Source organism: Pseudonocardia thermophila, assembly GCF_900142365.1.
GTDB lineage: Bacteria > Actinomycetota > Actinomycetes > Mycobacteriales > Pseudonocardiaceae > Pseudonocardia > Pseudonocardia thermophila.
Map to the genome: position 1 here is coordinate 116,224 of NZ_FRAP01000015.1, position 20,838 is coordinate 137,061.

18 protein-coding genes are annotated in these 20,838 nt (G+C 72.7%); 14 read left to right on the plus strand and 4 right to left on the minus strand.

The genetic code is table 11. From position 1 onward, the window contains the following. Window positions 1–58: 58 nt before the first annotated feature. A complete protein-coding gene (locus tag BUE41_RS19420) occupies window positions 59–541 on the minus strand; it encodes a MarR family winged helix-turn-helix transcriptional regulator (protein ID WP_234997428.1) in 483 nt (160 codons plus the stop codon). 90 nt (window positions 542–631) lie between these two features. On the opposite strand from BUE41_RS19420, the gene BUE41_RS19425 reads away from it, so the two are divergent. Next, window positions 632–1,600, plus strand: a complete 969-nt coding sequence (locus BUE41_RS19425; protein ID WP_073458564.1) for an alpha/beta hydrolase — start codon at window positions 632–634, stop codon at window positions 1,598–1,600. 542 nt (window positions 1,601–2,142) lie between these two features. Here BUE41_RS19425 and BUE41_RS32465 read toward each other — a convergent pair. Further along, window positions 2,143–2,808, minus strand: coding sequence for a CAP domain-containing protein (locus BUE41_RS32465; protein ID WP_268794509.1), 666 nt, complete (start codon window positions 2,806–2,808; stop codon window positions 2,143–2,145). A gap of 19 nt (window positions 2,809–2,827) precedes the next feature. Between BUE41_RS32465 and BUE41_RS19435 the strand changes: the two genes are divergently transcribed. From BUE41_RS19435 to BUE41_RS19490, 12 genes are all read left to right on the plus strand, one after another. Next, window positions 2,828–3,121, plus strand: a complete 294-nt coding sequence (locus BUE41_RS19435; protein WP_073458566.1) for an acylphosphatase — start codon at window positions 2,828–2,830, stop codon at window positions 3,119–3,121. 63 nt (window positions 3,122–3,184) lie between these two features. Further along, window positions 3,185–6,760 (plus strand): chromosome segregation protein SMC, encoded by a 3,576-nt coding sequence (smc, locus tag BUE41_RS19440; protein WP_073458567.1) that lies wholly within the window; start codon window positions 3,185–3,187, stop codon window positions 6,758–6,760. Between the two features lie 140 nt (window positions 6,761–6,900). Continuing rightward, window positions 6,901–7,881 (plus strand): MurR/RpiR family transcriptional regulator, encoded by a 981-nt coding sequence (locus tag BUE41_RS19445; RefSeq protein ID WP_084755452.1) that lies wholly within the window; start codon window positions 6,901–6,903, stop codon window positions 7,879–7,881. Beyond that, window positions 7,878–8,645 (plus strand): sugar isomerase domain-containing protein, encoded by a 768-nt coding sequence (locus tag BUE41_RS19450; RefSeq protein WP_084755421.1) that lies wholly within the window; start codon window positions 7,878–7,880, stop codon window positions 8,643–8,645. The genes BUE41_RS19445 and BUE41_RS19450 overlap by 4 nt, the downstream gene beginning before the upstream one ends. Before the next feature lie 52 nt (window positions 8,646–8,697). After that, window positions 8,698–10,116, plus strand: a complete 1,419-nt coding sequence (gene ngcE, locus BUE41_RS19455; RefSeq protein ID WP_073458569.1) for an N-acetylglucosamine/diacetylchitobiose ABC transporter substrate-binding protein — start codon at window positions 8,698–8,700, stop codon at window positions 10,114–10,116. A gap of 10 nt (window positions 10,117–10,126) precedes the next feature. Continuing rightward, window positions 10,127–11,014 carry a carbohydrate ABC transporter permease gene (locus BUE41_RS19460; RefSeq protein ID WP_073458570.1) on the plus strand — a complete coding sequence of 296 codons (888 nt, stop codon included), beginning with the start codon at window positions 10,127–10,129 and terminating at the stop codon, window positions 11,012–11,014. After that, the gene (locus BUE41_RS19465; RefSeq protein ID WP_084755423.1) at window positions 11,011–11,913 is read left to right on the plus strand and encodes a carbohydrate ABC transporter permease; all 903 of its coding nucleotides are present in this window, start codon (window positions 11,011–11,013) and stop codon (window positions 11,911–11,913) included. The genes BUE41_RS19460 and BUE41_RS19465 overlap by 4 nt, the downstream gene beginning before the upstream one ends. A gap of 404 nt (window positions 11,914–12,317) precedes the next feature. Next, on the plus strand, window positions 12,318–12,581 hold the full coding sequence (locus BUE41_RS19470; protein ID WP_159444936.1) for a hypothetical protein: 264 nt from the start codon (window positions 12,318–12,320) through the stop codon (window positions 12,579–12,581). Between the two features lie 386 nt (window positions 12,582–12,967). Then, window positions 12,968–13,318 carry a hypothetical protein gene (locus tag BUE41_RS31400; protein ID WP_073458572.1) on the plus strand — a complete coding sequence of 117 codons (351 nt, stop codon included), beginning with the start codon at window positions 12,968–12,970 and terminating at the stop codon, window positions 13,316–13,318. A gap of 48 nt (window positions 13,319–13,366) precedes the next feature. Next, on the plus strand, window positions 13,367–15,022 hold the full coding sequence (locus tag BUE41_RS19480; protein WP_234997429.1) for a CocE/NonD family hydrolase: 1,656 nt from the start codon (window positions 13,367–13,369) through the stop codon (window positions 15,020–15,022). Window positions 15,023–15,155: 133 nt separating this feature from the next. Next, window positions 15,156–15,914 (plus strand): 3-oxoacyl-ACP reductase FabG, encoded by a 759-nt coding sequence (gene fabG, locus BUE41_RS19485; RefSeq protein ID WP_073458574.1) that lies wholly within the window; start codon window positions 15,156–15,158, stop codon window positions 15,912–15,914. Window positions 15,915–15,987: 73 nt separating this feature from the next. Beyond that, window positions 15,988–17,010 carry a lysylphosphatidylglycerol synthase transmembrane domain-containing protein gene (locus BUE41_RS19490; RefSeq protein WP_073458575.1) on the plus strand — a complete coding sequence of 341 codons (1,023 nt, stop codon included), beginning with the start codon at window positions 15,988–15,990 and terminating at the stop codon, window positions 17,008–17,010. Here the strand turns inward: BUE41_RS19490 and BUE41_RS19495 are convergent. Together BUE41_RS19495 and BUE41_RS19500 are read right to left on the minus strand one after the other, a co-directional pair. Next, entirely contained in the window at window positions 16,938–17,603 is a 666-nt protein-coding gene (locus tag BUE41_RS19495; protein ID WP_073458576.1) for a response regulator transcription factor, read from the minus strand. The genes BUE41_RS19490 and BUE41_RS19495 overlap by 73 nt on opposite strands. Beyond that, window positions 17,596–19,557: an ATP-binding protein gene (locus BUE41_RS19500; protein WP_073458577.1), complete on the minus strand. Its 1,962-nt coding sequence runs from the start codon at window positions 19,555–19,557 to the stop codon at window positions 17,596–17,598. The genes BUE41_RS19495 and BUE41_RS19500 overlap by 8 nt, the downstream gene beginning before the upstream one ends. A gap of 336 nt (window positions 19,558–19,893) precedes the next feature. Here BUE41_RS19500 and BUE41_RS19505 point away from each other — a divergent pair, with 336 nt between their 5' ends. Further along, the gene (locus tag BUE41_RS19505; RefSeq protein ID WP_073458578.1) at window positions 19,894–20,823 is read left to right on the plus strand and encodes a DUF1028 domain-containing protein; all 930 of its coding nucleotides are present in this window, start codon (window positions 19,894–19,896) and stop codon (window positions 20,821–20,823) included. The last annotated feature ends 15 nt before the right edge of the window (window positions 20,824–20,838 follow it).

Consider the following 20,838-nt stretch of genomic DNA (forward strand, 5'->3'; position numbering starts at 1 on the left):
GCACGGCGCGGTGCCCGCGCGCACGATGCGCGCGGGCACCGCTGTGCCTCGGCCCGGGCTACTCCGTGTTGGTGGCCGTGCTGGTGGCCGTGTAGCGGACGATGTTGGTCTGCACCTTGCGCAGCAGGCCGCGCAGTGCGCCGATCTCGGCGGCGGTCAGCGAGAGGGCGTGCGAGATGCGCACGGGCGTGTCCTTGATCCGCTCGCGGAGCGCGGTGCCCTCGTCGGTGAGGGCGACCTCCACGGTGCGCTCGTCGTCGGCGCGGCGGCGCCGGGCCACCAGTCCCATCCCCTCCAGCCGCTTGAGCAGCGGCGTGAGGGTGCCGTAGTCCAGCTGCAGCGCGGCCCCGATCTCCTTGATCGAGCTGGGACCGTTCTCCCAGAGCACGAGCAGCACGAGGTACTGCGGGTAGGTGATGCCCACCTCGTCGAGCAGCGGGCGATAGACGCCGGTCAGCGCGCGCGACGCGGCGTAGAGCTCGAAGCACAGCTGATCGTCGAGCCGCAGCGAGTCCGAGATCGCCGTTTGTTCCGTGGACACGTGTGAAGGATACCACTGGCAAAAGTAACTTGTGCGCAAGGAAATCGCGCGCTAGCTTATGGCCATCGGAACGATCCCGAGGAGGACGCCATGAGCGAGAAGGCGGCAGTGCTGGACAACGTGGTGCTGGAGCCGGCGGCTCAGGAGTTCGTTCAGGCGACGGCCAACCCGCCGTTCCTGTTCGATCTCGCCCCGGTCGACGGTCGGGCGGCGGTCGAGGAGGCCCAGTCCGGACCGGTCGAACTGCCCGAGGTGGACGAGGAGTGGGTCACCGTCGACGGTGGCCCGACCGGGTCGGTCAAGGCCCGGATCGTGCGCCCGGCCGGGGTGACGGGCACCCTGCCGGTGATTCTGTACATCCACGGCGCCGGCTGGGTGTTCGGCAGCGCCCACACCCACGACCGGCTCGTGCGGGAGCTGGCCGTGGGCGTGGGTGCGGCGGTGGTGTTCCCGGAGTACGACCGCTCGCCCGAGGTCCGCTACCCGGTAGCGCTCGAGCAGAGCTGGACGGTCGCGAAGTGGGTCGCCTCCGGGGTGCGCGAGGACCTGGACGCCTCGCGGATCGCGGTCGCCGGCGACTCGGTCGGCGGGAACATGTCCGCCGCGCTGACCCTGCTCGCCAAGGAGCGCGGCGACGTGCACTTCGCCCAGCAGGTGCTGTTCTACCCGGTGACCGACGCGAACTTCGACACCGAGTCCTACCACCGGTTCGCCGAGGGTTACTTCCTCCGCCGGGACGGCATGCAGTGGTTCTGGGACCAGTACACGACCGACCCGGCCGAGCGGGCGCAGATCACCGCGTCGCCGCTGCGGGCGACCACCGAGCAGCTGGCCGGGCTGCCGCCGGCGCTCGTGATCACCGCCGAGGCCGACGTGCTGCGCGACGAGGGTGAGGCCTACGCGGCCAAGCTGCGCTCGGCCGGGGTGCCGGTGCTCGCGGTGCGCTACCAGGGCATCGTGCACGACTTCGTGATGCTGAACACCCTGCGCAACACCCCGCAGGCCGAGGCGGCGATCACCCTCGCGATCAGCACGCTGCGCAAGGCCCTGGCCGGCTAGCCCCTTCGGTCGGTCTGCGCGGCGTCGAAAGGCTACGAACGGCACTCTCGTAGGCACCCTCGCTGACGAGAGTGCCGTTCGTAGGCCTCACGGAGCCAATGTCCCGGGGATGGGGAACCCCGCGGGGAAACGGGTGCTCCAGGGGGTACGAGCACCCACGGGGAGCGGGCGTCAGGGAGCGGACGCCCGTCGGGTGAGGGGGTTCCCGGGATCGGCCGGGCCGTGTCGGGCGGCCCGGCCGATCTGTGTTCAGTGCGCTCTGCGACGCAGGCGCAGAGCGCGGGCTCGCGCGCTCGTGTGCCGGCGACGGCTCGGCACCGGATCGGTGGGCGGCCCGATGAGTCGTCGAGGGGCGCCTGCGGTGCTCGTGCCCTCGTCCCTCGGGGCCTTGTGCGCCTCACCGACGTCGTCGACGCGCGCTGGCGCGGTGGTCGCCCCGCAGAGGTGTTCGGTCAGGTGCGGCCGGAACGCCGGTCCTTCGCACCACCCTGCCGTTGCACCCGCCGCCGCGCGCGGCTGGCGCGCAGCGGTCCCGGCCCGGCTCACCTGCCGAAGTCCTGGGTCCAGTACGAGCCGTTCGCCGCGTAGCCCACGCCGATGGCGACGAAGCTGCAGTCGAGGATGTTGCGCCGGTGGCCCGGCGAGTCGAGCCAAGCCTGCACCACGGCGGCGGCGGTGCGCTGGCCGCGGGCGATGTTCTCTGCCGCGGGGCTCGGGTAGCCCGCGGCGCGGATCCGGTCGGCGAAGTCGCGGCCGTCGAGGCTGTCGTGCTCGAAGTAGCCCCGCCGCGCCATGTCCTCGCTGTGCGCTTGCGCGGCCCGGGTCAGGCGCGCGTCGATCTCGAGGGGGGCGCAGCCCGCGGTGGCCCTGGCCTGGTTGGTCAGCGCGACCACCTGGGCCTGCGCTCCGGACGCGGCGGGGGCGCCGGGCCGGGACGGAACGGGCGACCGAGTCGCCGACGGCCGCGGCTTCGGGGTCGCGCTGAGCCGGGGCGTTGCGCGCGGGGTCGGGCTCGGGGTGAGGGTGGGTGTGCGCGACGGTGCTGCCGTGGTGGTGGCCGGCGTGAGGGGTGGATCGATCACGATCGCGGCGGGCGCGGTCGATCGCGTCGGCGTGGTCAGCGCGGCGACGCCCACCCCGCCGGCGAACGCGGCGGCGCCCGTCAGCGCGATGAGGACGGCCGCACCACGCCGTCCGAGGTTGATCACGAACAGGTAACGTAGCAGCGTGACCAGGAGCAACGGGGATGCGACCGTTCGGCTGACCGCGTGGGTGAGCGGACGGGTGCAAGGCGTCGGCTTCCGCTGGTGGGCCCGATCCCGTGCGCTGGAGCTGGGGCTGACCGGGCTCGCGCGCAACCTGCCGGACAAACGGGTGCTCGTCGTCGCCGAGGGGCCGCGCAGCTCCGCGGAGAAGCTGCTGGACCTGCTCAAGAGCGGGACGACCCCCGGCCACGTGTCCGACGTGGCGGTGCAGTGGGGTGAGGCGACCGGCGGGCTCACCGGCTTCGAGGAGCAGTAGCCGACGGGGCGTGGCGGCCTCGCTACGCTTCGGCGACCAGCAGATCCTCCGGAGAACCCACCCGTGCACCTGAAGAGCCTGACGCTGAAGGGCTTCAAGTCCTTCGCCTCGGCCACCACCCTGCGCCTCGAGCCGGGGATCACGTGCGTCGTGGGCCCCAACGGTTCGGGCAAGTCCAACGTCGTCGACGCCATCGCCTGGGTGCTCGGCGAGCAGGGGGCCAAGGCGCTGCGCGGCGGCAAGATGGAGGACGTCATCTTCGCGGGGACCGCCGGTCGCGCCCCGCTCGGCCGCGCCGAGGTGACCCTCACGATCGACAACTCCGACGGGGCGCTGCCGATCGAGTACTCCGAGGTGTCGATCACCCGGCGCACGTTCCGCGACGGCGCGGGCGAGTACGAGATCAACGGTCAGCCGTGCCGTCTGCTCGACGTGCAGGAGCTGCTGTCCGACTCCGGCATCGGCCGGGAGATGCACGTCATCGTCGGGCAGGGTCAGCTCGACGCCGTGCTGCAGAGCAAGCCGGAGGAGCGCCGCGCCTACATCGAGGAGGCCGCAGGCGTCCTCAAGCACCGCAAGCGCAAGGAGAAGGCGCTCCGCAAGCTCGACGCGATGCAGGCCAACCTCACGCGGCTCACCGACCTCACCGCCGAGCTGCGCCGCCAGCTCAAGCCGCTGGGCCGCCAAGCCGAGATCGCCCGCCGCGCGCAGGCCGTGCAGGCCGAGCTGCGCGACGCCCGGTTGCGGCTGGCTGCCGATGACCTGGTGACCCTGCGTGACCAGATCGCCCGCGACGAGGCCGACGAGGCCGCCGCCCGGCAGAAGCGCGCGGAGACCGAGGAGCAGCTCGCGGTCGCCCGCATGCACCAACAGGAGCTGGAGGCCGCCCTCGCCGCGGACGCGCCGAAGGTGGCCGCCGCCCAGGACACCTGGTACCGGCTGTCCGCGCTGGCCGAGCGCCTGGCCGGCACCGTCCGGCTGGCTCAGGAGCGCCGCCGCCACCTCGCCGATCCCGTCGAGACCCGCACCTCCGGCCGCGACCCGGACGAGCTGGAGGCCGAGGCTGCCGCGGTCGCGGAGGAGGAGGAGCTGCTCGTCGAGGCCGTCGTGCAGGCTCGGCGCCGGCTCGCCGAGGTGATGGAGGAGCGCGCCGAGCACGAGCGGCAGCTGGCCGCCGCCGAGCGCGCGCACATGGCGGCCGTCCGCGCACTGGCCGACCGCAAGGCCGGGCTCGCGACCCTGGCCGGCAAGGCGGAGGCGCTGCGCAGCGGGGCCGCGGCGACCGCCGACGAGATCGAGCGGCTCTCCGAAGCGCTGGCCGAGGCTCAGGAGCGGGCCGAGGCCGCCCGCGACGAGCTGGAGGACGCGCGCGCCGAGATGGGCGAGCCCGACGCGCTCGATCCCGAGCTGGACGAGCGGCTCGCCCAGGCCCAAGAGGCGTTCGAGAACGCCCGGGCACGGGTGGCCGAGCTGGTGGCCCGCGAGCGGGAGCTGGAGCAGCAGCGGGCGCACTGGCGGGCCCGGGTCGACGCGCTGTCCGTCGGGCTCGCGCGCAAGGACGGCTCCGCCGAGCTCACCGATCTCGACGGGGTGCTCGGGCCGCTGCCCGGACTGATCACCGTGGATCCCGAGGCCCGCCCCGCGGTCGCCGCCGCGCTGGGCGAGCTCGCCGAGGCGCTCGCGGTGCGGGACCTGGGCAGCGCGCGCTCGGCCGTGGAGCTGCTGCGCGAACGGGACGCGGGCCGCGCGACCCTGGTGATCGCGAACGAACGGCCCTTTCGTCCACTCGGGGTGGACGAAAGGGCCGTTCGCAGCGCCGGGGGCCGGTGGGCAGCGGAGGCCGTCAGCGGGGACGGGCCCGCCGTCGCCGCGGTGCGAGCGCTGCTGCGCTCGGTCGTGGTCGTGCCCGACCCGGCCGCGGCCGTCGCGCTGGTGACGGCCGAGCCGGAGCTGACCGCGGTCACCGTGGCCGGCGATGTGTTCGGCGCGCACCGGGCAACCGGTGGTTCCGGTACGGCGTCGAGCGCGCTGGACGTCCAGGCCGCGATCGACGAGGCGTACGAGCGGCGGGAGGCGGTCGAGGCGGAGCTGGCCCGCCTGCGGCCGGCGCTCGAGGGCGCCCGTGCCGAGGAGGCCGCCCGGCAGGCCGACGTCGAGGCCGCCCGCCGCGCCCGCGCCGACGCCGAGCAGCGGCGTGCCGCCGCCGAGTCGCGGCTGAAGCTGCTGGAGCAGGCGGCGAAGTCGGCGGAGGCCGAGGCGGCCCGGCTCAAGGAGCGCCGGGATGCCGTGGAGGCCCGCCGCTCCGAGGCGCTGCTCGCGCTGGAGGCAGCGGAGCGCCAGCTCGCGATCGCCGAGGACGAGCCGCTGGAGGACGAGCCCGACACCGAGCTGCGCGACGCCGCCGCCGAGGCGCTGGCGAACTCCCGCTCGGCCGAGGTCGAGGCCCGGCTCGCCCTGCGCACCGCGGAGGAGCGGGCCCGCGCCATCGCCGGGCGCGCCGAATCGCTGCGCCGCCAGGCCGCGTCCGAGCGGCTGGCCAGGGAGCGCGCCGAAGCCGCCCGCCGGGCCCGGGAGCGCGAGGCCGCGATCGCCGATCTCGTCGTCGAGGCGGGGGAGCGGGCGGGCGAGGCCATCCAGGTGTCGCTGGCCAAGGCGGCCGCCGAACGAGACGCTGCCGAGGCCACCCGCCGGGCCCGCGAGCAGGAGCTGCGCGAGGCCCGCGAGGTCACGAACCGGCTCTCCACGCTGCTGGACAAGCTCACCGACGCCGTCCACCGCGACGAGGTGGTGCGCGCGCAGCAGCGGATGCGGCTGGAGCAGCTCACCGAGAAGGTGCTCACCGAGTTCGGCATCGGCGTCGACGACCTCATCGCCGAGTACGGGCCGGACGTGCCCGTCCCGCCGTCCGCGGCGGAGATGGCCGAGTACGAGGCGGCGAAGGAGCGCGGCGAGCAGGTGAGCGTGCCGCCGCCGATCCCGTACGACCGCGCCACCCAGGAGCGGCGTGCCCAGCGGGCGGAGAAGGACCTCGCGATGCTCGGCAAGGTCAATCCGCTGGCGCTCGAGGAGTACGCGGCGCTGGAGGAGCGCTACCGGTTCCTGTCCACGCAGCTGGAGGACCTCAAGAACACCCGCCGCGACCTGTTCACCGTGGTCCGCGAGGTCGACGAGAAGATCCTCGAGGTCTTCACGAAGGCCTACGAGGACGTCGCGCGCGAGTTCGGCACGGTCTTCCAGACGCTGTTCCCCGGCGGCGAGGGCCGCCTCGTGCTCACCGACCCCGACGACATGCTCACCACCGGCATCGAGGTCGAGGCCCGGCCGCCCGGCAAGAAGGTGAAGCGGTTGTCGCTGCTGTCCGGCGGGGAGCGGTCGTTGACCGCGATGGCCCTGCTCGTGGCGATCTTCCGGGCCCGGCCGTCGCCGTTCTACGTGCTCGACGAGATCGAGGCCGCCCTCGACGACGTCAACCTGCGCCGGCTCATCTCGCTCATGGAGGAGCTGCGCTCGACCAGCCAGCTCATCGTCATCACGCACCAGAAGCCGACGATGGAGATCGCCGACGCGCTCTACGGCGTGTCCATGCGCGGTGACGGCATCACCACGGTCGTGAGCCAGCGTCTGCGCCCGGCCGGCTGAGCGTCGGGCACGGCGCTGCCGTGATCACGACGCCTCGTTGATCACGGCAACGTCGATCTCGATCCCGGGAATGTCTTGACACCACACCGTGGACTGGTGGAAATTTTCACCACTTGCTCCTCGTCTGAAAGGTTGTGTTCATGGCGGTGCCGGCCGAACCCGAGGCCGCGGACGCGGGCGGTGGCCAGCTCCTGGGCCGCCTCCGCAGCCGCCTCCCCGGCCTCTCCGGGGCGCTGCGCCAGGTGGCGGAGGTGATCCTGGAGGACCCCGAGTGGGCCTCCCGGGCGACGATCGTCGAGCTCGCCGAGCGCAGCGGCACGTCCTCGGCGACGGTCACCCGGTTCTGCCGGACGATCGGCGTCGGCGGCTACACCGAGCTGCGCGTCGGCATCGCCACCGACCTGGGTCGGGCCGCACAGGCGGGCTGGGAGGTCGGCATCGGCGCGGACGTGCTGCCCGACGACCCGATCGACCGCGTCATGCGCACCCTGCTCGCCGTCGACGTGCGGGCCATGCAGGAGACCGCGGCGGCGCTGGACCTGCGCGCCGTCGAGGCGGTGGTCACCGCGCTCGCCAGGGCCCGCCGGGTCGACTTCTACGCGACGGGCGGCAGCGCCGCGGTCCTGGAGGACATGCAGCTGCGGCTGCACCGCATCGGCATCGCCTCCTGGACCTGGTCCGACGTGCACAACGGGCTCACCAGCGCTGCGCTGCTGCGTCCCGGCGACGTCGCCATCGCGCTGTCGCACAGCGGCACCACCACCGAGACCGTCGAGATGCTCGCCCAGGCGCGGCGCAGCGGGGCGTGCACGGTCGCGGTGACCAACTTCGTGCCGTCGCCGATCACCGAGGTCGCCGACCACGTGCTGTCCACATCGGTGCGCGAGCCGTCGTTCCGCTCCGGCGCGATGTCGGCTCGGCACTCCCAGCTGCTCGTGCTCGACCTGCTGTACCTGGGCGTCGCCCAGCGCATCCACGAGCAAGCCACCGAGGCGTTCTCGGTCACCGCGGACGCCGTCGCGACGCACCGCACCCCGGCCAGCGGCGCCCGGCCCCGGCACGGCGGCTCGTTGCTCTCCCGCGTCGCCGCGCAGACCGGTGAGCCGGGAGAGGAGCCGTGACCGCGCCCGCGCGGTCGACGATCTCCGCCGCGACCTACGCGGCGGTCGTCGGGCGCGTCGTCACCGAGGTGGCGGCGGCCCAGTCCGCGGCCGTCTCCGCGGCCGCTCGCCTGGTGGTCGAAGGCCTGCGCGCAGGTGGGGTCGTGCAGGCCTTCGGCACCGGGCACTCCCAGGCCACCGCCATGGAGATCGCCGGCCGGGCCGGTGGTCTCGTCCCCACCAACCTCATCGCGCTGCGCGATCTCGTGCTGCTCGGCGGGGCGGATCCTCAGGTGCTGGAGGACCCGTTCCTGGAGCGCGATCCCGCGGTGGCGCGGCGGCTCTACGAGCTGCACGCCGTCGACCCACGGGACATCTTCGTGATCATCTCCCATTCCGGGGGCAACGGCGCCGTCGTCGAGTTCGCGCACCTCGCCGCGCAGCGCGGCCACCCGCTGATCGCGATCACTTCGTCGGCGCACAGCCGCCGGATCACCGCCCGGCACCCGTCGGGCCGGCGGCTGTTCGAGCTGGCCGACGTCGTCCTCGACACCCACGCCCCCTACGGCGACGCCGTCCTCGCCGACGGCGACGTGCGGGTCTGCGCGCTCTCCTCCATCACCGGCGCGCTGCTCGCCCAGATGGTCGTGGCCGAGGTCGTCGCCGCCCAGCTCGCCGCCGGTGACCGACCACCCGTCTACCTCTCCTCGAACGTGCCCGAGGGCGACGACCACAACCGGGCGCTCGAGGCCCGCTACGCCGGGCGCATCCGCCGCACGGCCTGAAGCGGGCCGCATCACGACAGCCGAGAGCCGACCGAACGATCTGGAGAACCCCATGACCGCTGGCCTCGACCGCAGGCAGTTCCTCCAGCGCCTGGCCGCCGCCGGCCTGCTGGCCGTGCCCGCCACCGGTGCGCTCGCCGCGTGCGCCACCGGTGGCGGCGGCACGTCGTCCGGCGGGGCCGTGGGCGAGGTCAGCGCCACCAACCCGCTCGGCGTCGCCGCCGACGCCCCGCTCGATGTCGTGATCTTCAACGGCGGCTACGGCGAGGACTACGCCAAGGCCCATGAAGCGATGTACCGCGAGCTCTACCCGCAGGCGCAGGTCAAGCACACAGCCACCACGCAGATCTCCCAGGAGATGCAGCCGCGCTTCGTCGGCGGCAACCCACCGGACGTGCTCGACGACTCCGGCGCGCAGAAGATCGAGTACGCCAATCTCGTCAATGAGGGGATGCTGACCGACCTCACCCCGTTGCTCGACGCCCCGTCGCTGGACGACCCGAACGTCAAGGTCCGCGACACGCTGCTGCCCGGCACCATCGAGCAGGGCACGTTCGGCGGCACCTGCTACGGCGTCAACTACGTCTACGAGACGTTCGCGATCTGGTACTCCGAACCGCTGTTCGAGAAGAACGGCTGGACCCCGCCCACCACGTGGGACGAGATGATGGCGCTGTCGGAGCAGATCAAGGCCGCCGGCATCGCGCCGTTCGCCTACGGCGGCACCAACGCCGCCGACTACGTGCTCGACCTCAACCTCGGCGCCGCGATCAAGCAGGGTGGCCCGGACGTCATCAAGAACATCGACAACCTCGAGCCGAAGGCGTGGCAGCAGGAGCCGCTCGTGCAGGCCACGCAAGGCATCGAGGAGATGGTGCGCAAGGGCTACTTCCTGCCCGGCTCGGAGGGCCTCAAGCACACCGAGGCGCAGACGCAGTGGGTGCAGGGCAAGGCCGCGTTCTACGTGTCCGGGTCGTGGATCGAGAACGAGATGAAGACGATCTCGCCGCCGGACTTCCAGATGACGGCGCTGCCGATCCCGGTGCTCGAGCCCGGCTCGGCCATGCCGACGACGGCGTTGCGCACCCAGCCCGCGGAGTTCTTCTGCGTGCCCCGCGACGCCAAGAACGTCCGCGGCGGCATGGAGTACCTGCGGATCATGCTGTCGAAGAAGGGTGCGGCCGCGTTCGCGCAGGAGACCGCCTCGGTGCCCGTCGTGAAAGGCGGCACCGACGCGGTCGCGCAGAAGACACCCGCACTCGCGTCGCTCTCCGCGGCTCTCGACGCCGCCGGGGACAACGTCTTCAACTGGCAGTTCTGGATCTGGTACGCCGCGTTCAAGCCGGCGGTGAAGACCGAGATGGGCAACCTGCTCGCCGGGCGGACCACCGCCGACGGGTTCCTCTCGGCGATGCAGGCGGTCGCCGACGAGGTCGCAGGTGATCCCTCCATCACCAAGTACAACCGCTGAGGGGCGATCCGTGCGCCACGGCAAGTACCCGTTCATCATCGGGTTCCTCGCGATCCCGCTGCTGCTCTACGCCGTCTTCGTCATCTCGCCGTACGCCCAGGCGTTCTACCTCTCGCTGACCGACTGGCGGGGCCTGTCGAACCGGCAGGACTTCGTGGGCCTCGCGAACTACGCCGAGCTGTTCACCGACACCCAGTTCTGGCGCGCGATGGGCCACAACCTCGCGCTGCTGATCGTGGTGCCGCTGTTCGTGATCGCGATGGCCCTGCTGTTCGCCTCCGCCACAGCGATCAGCCGGGTCCGCGGATCGCGGTTCTACCAGGTGGTCTTCTTCTTCCCGCACGTGCTGCCGGTGGTGATCGCCGGCATCCTGTTCGCGTTCCTCTACAACCCGCAGGCCGGCCTGCTCAACGCGTTCCTGCGGGTGGTCGGGCTGGAGTGGCTCACCCGGGCCTGGCTCGGCGACGACGCGGTCGCGCTGCCCGCCGTCATGGTCGTGATGATCTGGAGCGCGGTCGGGTTCTACTACGTGCTGTTCTCCGCCGCGATGAAGTCCGTGCCCCGCGACGTCTACGAGGCAGCCACCCTCGACGGGGCGGGCCGGCTGCGCACACTCGTCTCGATCACCATCCCGATGATCTGGGAGAGCGTGCAGGTGTCCTACGTCTACCTCGGCATCGCCGCCCTCGACGGCTTCACGCTGCTGCACACGATGCTGCCCGACGGCGGCCCGAACCGCTCCACCGAGGTCGTCGCCCAGTACCTGTACCGCACCGCGTTCGACGAGGGCCGGTTCGGCTACGCCTCGGCGATCGGTGTGACGCTGTGCCTGTTCACGCTGGTGCTCGCGATCGTCGTGATGCGGTTCTCCCGGCGGGAGCAGGTGGAGTACGCATGACCCTCACCCCGACGAAGCCGCCGCAGCACCCCGCGCCCGTGGAGATGGACCCGCCCGAGGACGGCCCTTCGGTCGGGGAGCGGGTGGCGTCCGTGTTCTCCACCGGGTTCGTCGCGGTGTGGGCGGTGCTCGTGGTGCTGCCGCTCCTGTGGGCGGTGCTCACCGCGTTCAAGTCCGACCAGGAGATCCTCACCGATCCGTGGGGCCTGCCGCAGCAGTGGCGACTGGACAACTTCGCCAGGGCCTGGACCGAGGGCAACATCGGCACCTACTTCGTCAACAGCCTGATCGTCGTGGTCACGGCGACCGTGCTGGTGATGCTGCTCGGCGCGATGACCGCGTACGTGATCGCGCGCTACCGCTTCCCCGGCCGCGACGTCATCTACTACACGTTCGTCGCCGGCATGGCGTTCCCGATCTTCCTGGCGCTGGTGCCGCTGTTCTTCGTGGTGAAGAACGTCGGCCTGACCGCCACCTACCTCGGGCTGGTCCTCGTCTACGTCGCCTACGCCCTGCCGTTCACGGTGTTCTTCCTGACCGGGTTCTTCCGCACCCTGCCCGGCTCCCTCATCGAGGCGGCCCTGCTGGACGGCTGCTCGCACGCCGGGGTGTTCTTCCGGATCATGCTGCCGCTGGCCGAGCCCGGGATCGTCAGCGTGGGGATCTTCAACTTCCTGGGGCTGTGGAACCAGTTCATCCTGCCGCTGGTGCTGATGCCGGATCAGGACAAGTACGTGCTGTCGCAGGGATTGGTGGTGCTGGCGGCCACGCAGGGGTACCGGAGCGACTGGAGCGGGCTCTTCGCCGGGCTGGTGATCGCGACCTTGCCGGTGGTGGCGGTGTACATCGTGTTCCAGCGGAGGATCCAGGAGGGATTGGCGGTGGGGGCGTTCCGGTGAGGGCGCGAGTCTCGCCTCGGTGCCGCGCGTTCTGCGTTCCGGCTGGGTAGTCGCGGGGCTTGGCCCCGGGTGAGCCGGGCCCGGGTGCGCCGGGGGTGGCCGGGGTGTGCGGGGTTGGCCCGGGGCGCTGCCCCGGAACCCCGCCAGGGCGCTAGGGCTCGGGGAGATCTGGGCGGGAGAGCCCGTGTTCCCGCCACGAAACGGCAGAAGATCCACGCTCCCGCACACCCCACCGTGCCCACCGCAGCTCCCGGAACCTCCGCCGCCCGGGGGCCCGGGAGATCGTCGGTGCCCGCCGCTACGTCCGGAAAGCCGCGGCACCCGCCTCGCTGGATGAGGTCTTCGGTGGATTCGCGGTCGCCACCCAACACGCCGACGCGGCGGTGGCGCGACAGGACCAGACCATGCTCGCCGCCGCCCACGCCCTGGTCGACGATCTGATCGCTCGCGGGATCACCGATCCCGACGACGTCGACCACGCCCGGGCGGCGGTCACCGAAACCACCGGCCACCTCGACCCCCACTCGCCGATCCCCGGCTACGGCACCATCACGGTGACCCTGTCCACCGACGGCAACGGCTACCGCGCCTTCCACAACCACGCAGAAGAATTCGGCGTCACCGAACGACCGAGGAGGAAACGACGACCGAAACCCCGATCACCGTGAATTCCTCGTTGAGTCCGCTGGGTCGGGGATCCGGGCATCGCATCCGGGCGGTGCAGCGCGCCAGGACGGGCGAACCGCGACACGCCGGAGATCACCCGGGGCACCTCGTGGCCCGGGCAGGGCGGCATGGGTAATCTCCGCTCCGAACCGCCCACGGCGGGCCCGGCGCTGCCGCTCCTCGTCCACGTCGGAGCCTCGATCCGCTCCGTTGTGGAGTCGGCGCGCCGTGCTCCGTCGGGAGCGGGTCGCTCCCCAACCGCTTGCCTGCGCCGGTCGCCGGTGTCGGGGTCCGGTCGTGTCCGGGCCCTCGGCGTCGTCGGCTTGTCCGCTGTCGCATGCGGCAGGGGACATCGGAACGGTCGCGGGTGCACGAAGGGGTAAGGCGCATGAGCATGGCCACGATCCTCGCGGGGATGCCGGAGCTTCGTCGGCGGTTCCTCGAGGAACACGCGCCCGATGCGCGGGGGCGGTGCCGGGAATGCCGCAACGAGGCGGGTCCGGCGAGCACGTGGCCGTGTGTCCCGTACCGGATCGCGAGCGAGGCGCAGCGCATCGCCGACGGCGAGCTGCCCACTCCGTCGTCCACCACGTCGGCTCCGCGCCGGGAGACGCGGGTGTCCGTCCAGACCCGCAGCTTGCTGACGTCACCCGTTTCGGATCTGCTGTCCCCGCCCGAGCGCCCGCCCGCCCGCCGGCTGAAGTCGATCCCCGCTGCGTCCTGGCAACCGCGCTGGTAGCCCCTAAGGTGAGGGCCTGATCATCCGCCGGCCCCGCCTGGAGGTTCCGTGCCCGCTGTCGTGCCGCGATCGTTCCCCATGCGCCTGGCCGATCGGGCGCTGGCAGCCGCGCTCGGGCTGCCGCGGTCGAGCGGCGACTACACGGTCGAGCGTGGGGTGCGGGTGCCCATGCGCGACGGGGTCGAGCTGCTGGCCGACCACTACGCGCCCGCCGGGCCGGTCGGACGCGGGACAGTGCTGGTGCGGACCCCGTACGGGCGGACCGGGCCGATGGCGATGCTGATCGCCCGGGTGTTCGCCGACCAGGGCTACCACGTGGTGCTGCAGAGCTGCCGCGGCACGTTCGGGTCCGGGGCGGTGTTCGACCCGATGCGGTACGAGATCGACGACGGCCACGACACCGTCGCCTGGCTCCGCACCCAGCCGTGGTTCGACGGGCGGCTCGCCACGACCGGCATGTCGTACCTCGGGTTCACGCAGTGGGCCCTGCTGACCGACCCGCCGCCGGAACTGCGGACGGCGATCGTGCTGGTGGGGCCGCACGACATGCACCGCGCCGCGTGGGGCACGGGGGCGTTCACGCTCGACGACTTCTTCGGGTGGAGCGAGATGATCGTCCACCAGGAGGAGCCCGGGTTCCTGCGCGGCTTCTACCGGCAGGCCACGGCGAACCGTCGGCTCACGCCCGGCAAGAACGGGGTGCCGCTGCTGGCGGCGGGGGAGCGGCTGCTGCTCGGCAAGGCCCCCTGGTACCGCGAGTGGCTGCGCCGCCCGGACCGCGACGACCCGTACTGGACGCCGCTGAAGGTCGGTGCGGCGCTCGACCGCGTGCAGGTGCCGGTGCTGCTGATCGGCGGCTGGATGGACCTGTTCCTCCGCCAGACCGTCGACCAGTACACCCACCTGCGCTCCCGCGGCGTCGACGCGGCGCTGACGATCGGGCCGTGGACGCACGTCGGCGTCATCACCAAGGGCGTGCGCACTGTGCTGCGCGAGCAGATGGACTGGCTCGACGAGCACCTCGCCGGTGATCGCCCGGCCGGCCGACCGGCGCGGGTGCGGGTCTACGTGACCGGGGCGGACGAGGGGTGGCGCGGCCTGGCCGACTGGCCACCCGCGCACGCCGAGGAGGCGCTCTACCTGCACCCGCAGGGCGGGCTGGCGGCCGAGCCGCCCGGTCCCGGTGAACCGGATTCCGAGTTCGTCTACGACCCGGCCGATCCCACCCCCAGCCTCGGCGGACGGCTGCTGGCGGCCGACGCGAGCGGGTGGCGCGACAGCCGACCGCTCGCCGCGCGCTCGGACGTGCTCGCGTTCACCGGGCCGCCGCTGCCGGCGCCGCTGGAGATCGCCGGCACGCCGGTGGCCCACCTCGCCCACCGCAGCGACAACCCGCACTGCGACGTGTTCGTGCGGATCTGCGACGTCACCCCGGACGGCCGCGCGGTGAACGTGTCCGACGGGTTCCGCCGGCTCGTGCCGGGCGAGCACGATGCCGATCTCGTGCTGCCGCTCGATCCGTGCGCGCACCGGTTCGCCGCGGGGCACCGCGTGCAGGTGCTCGTCGCAGGTGGAGCGCACCCCCGCTACGCCCGCAACGTCGGTTCCGGCGAACCCGTGGCGGACGCCACCACGCTCGTCCCGTCGCACCGGCGGCTGCAACACGGCACGTCACGGGTGGTGCTGCCGGTCGTCGGGCGCTGACTAAGCGCTTAGTGAGCAAGCTCGCAGCCGTCGGACCTGCGACGACCGGGGGTGCACGGGGCAGGATCGGCGGGGAACGGGCGCCGTGGCTCGACGCGCGCCCCGCGAATCACCGATGATCAGGGAGTAGCGCATGAGTGCAGCTGGACGGGTGGCCATCGTGACCGGCGCCGCGCGCGGGATCGGGGCCGCCGTCGCCAAGCGGCTGGCCGCCGACGGGCACGCCGTCGGCGTCTTCGATCTCGACGAGGCGGGCGCGAAGAACACCGCCGCCGAGATCGCCGCGGACGGGGGCAAGGCCATCGCCGTCGCCGTCGACGTCTCCGACGAGGCGGGCGTCAACGCCGCCGTCGAGCGCGTCGCCGCGGAGCTGGGCCCGCCGGTCGTGGTCGTCAACAACGCCGGCGTCATCCGCGACAACCTGCTGTTCAAGATGTCCGTCGACGACTGGGACACGGTCGCCAACGTGCACCTGCGCGGTGCGTTCCTGGTCACCCGGGCGGCGCAGAAGTACATGGTCGAGGCCAAGTTCGGCCGCATCGTGAACATGTCGTCGACCTCGGCGCTGGGCAACCGCGGTCAGGCCAACTACTCCGCCGCGAAGGCCGGCCTGCAGGGCTTCACCAAGACGCTGGCCATCGAACTGGGCAAGTTCGGCGTCACCGCCAACGCGATCGCCCCCGGTTTCATCCAGACCGAGATGACCAAGGCCACCGCTGAGCGCATCGGCATCCCGTTCGAGAAGTTCATCGAGGAGTCGGCCAAGGCCATCCCGGTGCAGCGCGTCGGGCAGCCGGAGGACATCGCCAACCTCGCCAGCTTCCTCGTCAGCGACGGCGCCGGCTTCGTCTCCGGCCAGGTGATCTACGCAGCGGGTGGCCCGACCAACTGACCTCCCCGCGCGGAGCGGGGACCGGGACCCGGCTGCGGGTGAACCGGGATCGTCCGGTATCCGTGTACCCATCGTGCACCGGTCCCTGCTCCGCCTGCTGCCCGCCGCCGCGGCCCTCGCCGTTCTGGCGGCGCTCGCGCTGCACCTGGGCACCGACGAGGTGCTGGCCACGATCGCCGCGCTCGACGCGGGCGTGCTCGCGGCCGCGGTGGGGATCGGGTTCGTCTCCACGACCGCCAGCGCCACCCGCTGGTGGCTGATCGCCCGCTCCGCCGGGCTGCGGCTCTCCCTGCGCCGGGCCGTCGCCGACTACTACCGCGCCCAGCTGGCCAACACGGTGCTGCCCGCAGGGGTGCTCGGCGACGTGCACCGCGCTGTCGACCACGGCCGCCGCAGCGGCGACCTCGGCGGTGGCGTGCGCGCGGTGATGCTCGACCGCATGGCCGGGCTGGTGGTGCTCGTCCTGGTCGCGGTCGGGGTGCTGGCCGCCCAGCCGCGGCTGCTGCCCGTGCTCGCCGATCTGGTCCTGCCGTCCGCGGCCGTCGGGCCGGTGCTCGGCGGGCTCGCCGCGGCCGCGGTCCTCCTCCTGATCGTCTTCCGCCGCCGACTCCTGCCGCTGGTGCGGGACCTGCGCCGGATGGCCACCATGCGCGTCTGGCCGGGCGTGGTCCTGCTCTCGGGCGTCGCGATCGCCGGCTACCTCGCCACGTTCGTCCTGGCTGCCCGCGCCGCCGGCGTGACGGCGCCGGTGGCCGAGCTGCTGCCCGCCCTGCTGCTGTCCTTGCTGGTCATGGGGCTGCCGATCAACGTCGGCGGGTTCGGCCCGCGCGAGGCCGTCGCCGCCGTCGCGTTCGCGGCGCAGGGGCTGGGCGCGGCGGCCGGGTTCGCCACCTCCGTCGGCTACGGGGTGCTCTGCCTGGTGGCCTGCCTGCCCGGGTTGCTGACGCTCGTCCGTCGGCTCCGGCCGGTCCCGCCCCTGGACCTACCGGCTCCGTCGTGCGGACTCGCGTCACCGCGGCCCGATCACGCGAGCAGCCCGCGTCGCATCGCCGCCGCGACGGCCGACGCCCGGTCGGAGACCTCCAGCCGGTCGTAGATGCGCTGCAGGTGCGTCTTCACGGTGGCGACGCTCAGGCACAGCTCGGACGCGATCTGCGCCGCCGAGCGGCCGTCGGCTGCCAGCCGCAGCACCTGCGTCTCCCGCGCGCTGAGCAGCGGGCGGTCCGCGAGCTTGCGGCGGGTCCGGATCTCGTCGACGAGCCCCGTCTGGAACGCCGACGGGATGACGGTGCCGCCTCGCGCCACCGTGCGCACGGTCTCGGCGATCTCACCGGCACTGCTCGACTTCAGCAGGAACGCGCGGGCGCCCTGGCTGAAGGCGTCGTAGACCGTTGCGTTGTCGCCGTAGGCCGAGAGCACCACCGTCCGGGTCGGACAATCCTCGGCCTCCAGGGCGGCCAGCACCTCCAGTCCGGCCAGCTCGGGGAGCCGCATGTCCAGGATCGCGACGTCGGGATGCAGCGCGTGGATCTGTGTGAGGGCCTCCCGGCCGGTCGCGACCGCGGCGACGACGTGCAGCCCGTGCTGGCCGTTCAGCGCCTGCGTCAGGCCGTCCCGGTAGATCGGGTGGTCGTCGGCGATCAGGATGCTGATGCCACCGGAGCGCCGAGGACGATCGGGCTCAGCCATCGTGGGTCCTCCCGGTGGTGAGCGCATGGACGCGCCGGAGCAGTTCGAGCACGGCGACCGGCTTCGTGATGTAGTCGTCGGCGCCCGCGCACCGTATCTGCCGGATCCGCGCATCGGTCGCGTCCGCGGAGAAGACCGCGACCGGGACGGCCGCGGTCCGCGGATCCGCCCGTAGCGCCGCGAGGACCTGCTCGCCGCTCATGTCGGGCAGGTGCAGGTCCAGCAGCACCACGTCCGGCCGGATCGCGCGGGCCCGGGCCACCCCGCTCTCGCCGGTGCCTGCGACGGCCAGCTCGATCTCCCGGCGCAGCGCGAGGATCTTCTGCACCAGCTCGACGTTCGTGTCGTCGTTCTCGACGTAGAGCACCCGGGTGGGCGCGGGGAACTCCGGCAGCTCGTCGGGGTCCTCCGGGGCGTCGTCGGCCAGCACGGAGGCGACGGCCTCGGGGGTGGCCTCGCGCCGGGGCAGATCGATGTAGAAAGTGCTGCCGGTGCCGTCCTGGGGGAGGACGCCGATGGTGCCGCCCATCGCCTCGACGAGCCGCTTCGACAGCGCCAGCCCCAGCCCCGTGCCCTCCGTGCCGACCTCGGCGGCCGCGAGCCGGGTGAACGGCAGGAACAGCTTGTCGAGATCGTCGGGATCCAGGCCGGGGCCGGTGTCGGAGATCAGTATGCGCAGCGTCGCCACGTCCACCTCGGCGAACCGCACGTCGACGCGCCCGTTTCTCCGGTTGTACTTGATGCCGTTGGTGATCAGGTTGATGAGCACCTGCTTGAGACGCCGCGGATCGGCCTCGACGAACTGGTAGAGCCCCGCGTGCAGATCGACCGCCAGTTCGATCCCGTGGCGGCCGGCCAGCGGGCTCAGCAACTCGACGGCCGAGGCGACCGGAGCCACCGCGTGCACGACCTCGAGCTGGATGTCAATGTGGCCCGCCTCGATCCTGGCCTGGTCGAGCAGCTCGTTGATGAACGTGAGGAGCAGGCTGCTCGCGTCGAGGATCCGGGACACCGCCTGCTGCGCGTCGCCGGGCAAGGCCCGCCGCTGCAGCAGCTGCCCGAAGCCGATGATCGCGTTCAGCGGCGTGCGCAGCTCATGGCTCATGCGGGAGAGCAGCTCACTCTTGGCCTGGCTGGCCTTCTCGGCCCGGTCCCGGGCGGCCCGGGCGGAGGCCTGCGCCCGCTTGAGGTCGGTGATCTCCGTGGAGATCCCCGCGACGGCGACCACCCGCCCCTCGCCGTCGAACAGCGGGAACTTCACCGAGCGGTACGCGCCGTGCGGGCCGACCGCAGGCTCCTCGAACTCATGCGCGCGCCCGGTGCTGAACACCAGCGCGTCGTTCTCGTCGAACGCGCGGGCCATCTCGGGCGGGAACACGACGTCGTTCGTCTGCCCGATCAGCGACGCCGCGGACGCCCCGAAGTGCTGGGCGAAGTACTCGTTCGCGTAGACGAACCGACGCTGCGTGTCCTTGATGTAGATCAGCGCGGGGGACTTCTCGACGATGTCGTGCAGGTGCGACGGGTTGGGCGCGTCCGGGCGGGACCACCGCTGCGGGCCGGGAAGCACGGAGACGACGAACTCGCGGTCCCCGTCGGGCAGCTCGTCCAGCTCCGTCGCCTTGATCTCGACGCGCAGGCCCTCCGCGCCGCGGGGCCTGCGCAGCAGTGCGGGCCAGCCCAGGCGCCCGGCCCCGGCCCGCAGCAGCGCCGACGCCGTCGTGGCGGTCGTCTCGTGCGCGACGACCTCCTCGAGCGTGCTGCCGACCAGCTCATCGGGGGTCGTCCCGACCAGGTCGCAGAGCGCCCGGTTCGCCTGCTCGATCACCGCGCCGCCGTCGGGTCCCGCGGGCGGAACGCGCACGATCGCGTGGGCGACGGGCAGCGACCAGAAGATCGTGTCGCCGTGCAGCTCCGGCGAGCGTACGCGCGTCGTGCCGGATCGAGGCGTCACACAGCGTCCCCCTCGTCGAGTCCTCCGGACCTGGCCTGGCCCCACTAGTTCGGCCGGCGTCCACGTGGTGGCGCGTACGACCGTACCCCGCGATCGGCGCCGATCGGCCTGCGCACCCCGGACCCGGCCGAAGGGATGAACGCAGGTTCATCCCCTCCTCGTCGATCGGCTGATTGTGGCGTTCATGCGCTGCTCGCGATGCTTGCGGCCGTACGGATCACGGGCCTGTCGGCCCGGCTCTCGAACCGGCGACACGGACTGCCGGTCGATCACGACGACACATGCCCGGCGCTGCGTGCTGCGCCGGACGACCTGGCACGAGGAGGTGCGGAGCGCATGACTTACTCGATCCTCGGCCTCGATCCGCAGGCGGGACAGATCGGGGTGGCGGTCCAGTCGCACTTCTTCGCGGTGGGCAGCCAGGTCGCCTGGGCCCGGCCGGGCGTCGGCGTGATCGCGACCCAGGCGCTCGTCGAGCCCACCTACGGATCGCGCGGCCTGGAGCTGCTCGCTGCGGGGGCGTCCCCGCAGGACGCCCTCGACGCGCTGCTCGCGGCCGACCCCCACGCGGACACCCGGCAAGTGGCGATGCTGACCGTCTCCGGGGACGGGGCAACACACACCGGTGCAGGCTGCATCGGGTTCGCCGGGCACGCCGTCTCCGCCCACGCCCGGGCGCAGGCCAACCTGGTGGCGTCCACGGACATCTGCGCCGCCATGACCGACGCCTTCGAGTCGGCCGTGGGTCCGCTGGCCGAACGCCTGATCGCCGCGCTGTGCGCCGCCGAGGAGCACGGGGGCGACCTGCGCGGTCAGCAGGCCGCTGCGCTGCGCGTGGTCCGGACCGAGCCCACCGGCAACGCGGTCGAGGACGTGGTAGTCGATCTGCGCGTCGACGACGCGGTGCGTCCGCTGGACGAGCTCGCACGGTTGCTCATCCGCTCCCGCGCGCTCGCCGGGCTGCTCCGGCTCCTGCAGACCCCCGGGCTGCTGACCGGCGAGTTCCGCGCGTCGGAACCCGCGGTGGCCGCGGCGCTCGACGAGCTGGACCGGGCCCAGGCGCTCGCCGGGCCGGACAACACGGAACCGCTGGTGTGGAAAGGGCTGCTGTTGGCCAGGGCGGGCCGGACCGAGGAGGCCCGGGTCTGCTTCGGTGCCGCCCGGCGCACGATCCCGCGCCTCGGCCTGCTCCTGCGCCGGCTCGCCGCCGCCGGCATGTGGACCCGCGGCACCGCCGAGCTCGACGCCCTGATGCCCGACCGCTGACGACAGAGGACCGAG

Bases quoted from the DNA above. Each gene is read 5' to 3' on its own strand.
- BUE41_RS19505 (WP_073458578.1), top strand. From the start codon at position 19,894: ATGACTTACTCGATCCTCGGCCTCGATCCGCAGGCGGGACAGATCGGG.
- BUE41_RS19465 (WP_084755423.1), top strand. From the start codon at position 11,011: ATGACCCTCACCCCGACGAAGCCGCCGCAGCACCCCGCGCCCGTGGAG.
- BUE41_RS19445 (WP_084755452.1), top strand. From the start codon at position 6,901: ATGGCGGTGCCGGCCGAACCCGAGGCCGCGGACGCGGGCGGTGGCCAG.
- BUE41_RS19425 (WP_073458564.1), top strand. From the start codon at position 632: ATGAGCGAGAAGGCGGCAGTGCTGGACAACGTGGTGCTGGAGCCGGCG.
- ngcE (WP_073458569.1), top strand. From the start codon at position 8,698: ATGACCGCTGGCCTCGACCGCAGGCAGTTCCTCCAGCGCCTGGCCGCC.
- fabG (WP_073458574.1), top strand. From the start codon at position 15,156: ATGAGTGCAGCTGGACGGGTGGCCATCGTGACCGGCGCCGCGCGCGGG.
- BUE41_RS19470 (WP_159444936.1), top strand. From the start codon at position 12,318: ATGCTCGCCGCCGCCCACGCCCTGGTCGACGATCTGATCGCTCGCGGG.
- BUE41_RS19495 (WP_073458576.1), bottom strand. From the start codon at position 17,603: ATGGCTGAGCCCGATCGTCCTCGGCGCTCCGGTGGCATCAGCATCCTG.
- BUE41_RS31400 (WP_073458572.1), top strand. From the start codon at position 12,968: ATGAGCATGGCCACGATCCTCGCGGGGATGCCGGAGCTTCGTCGGCGG.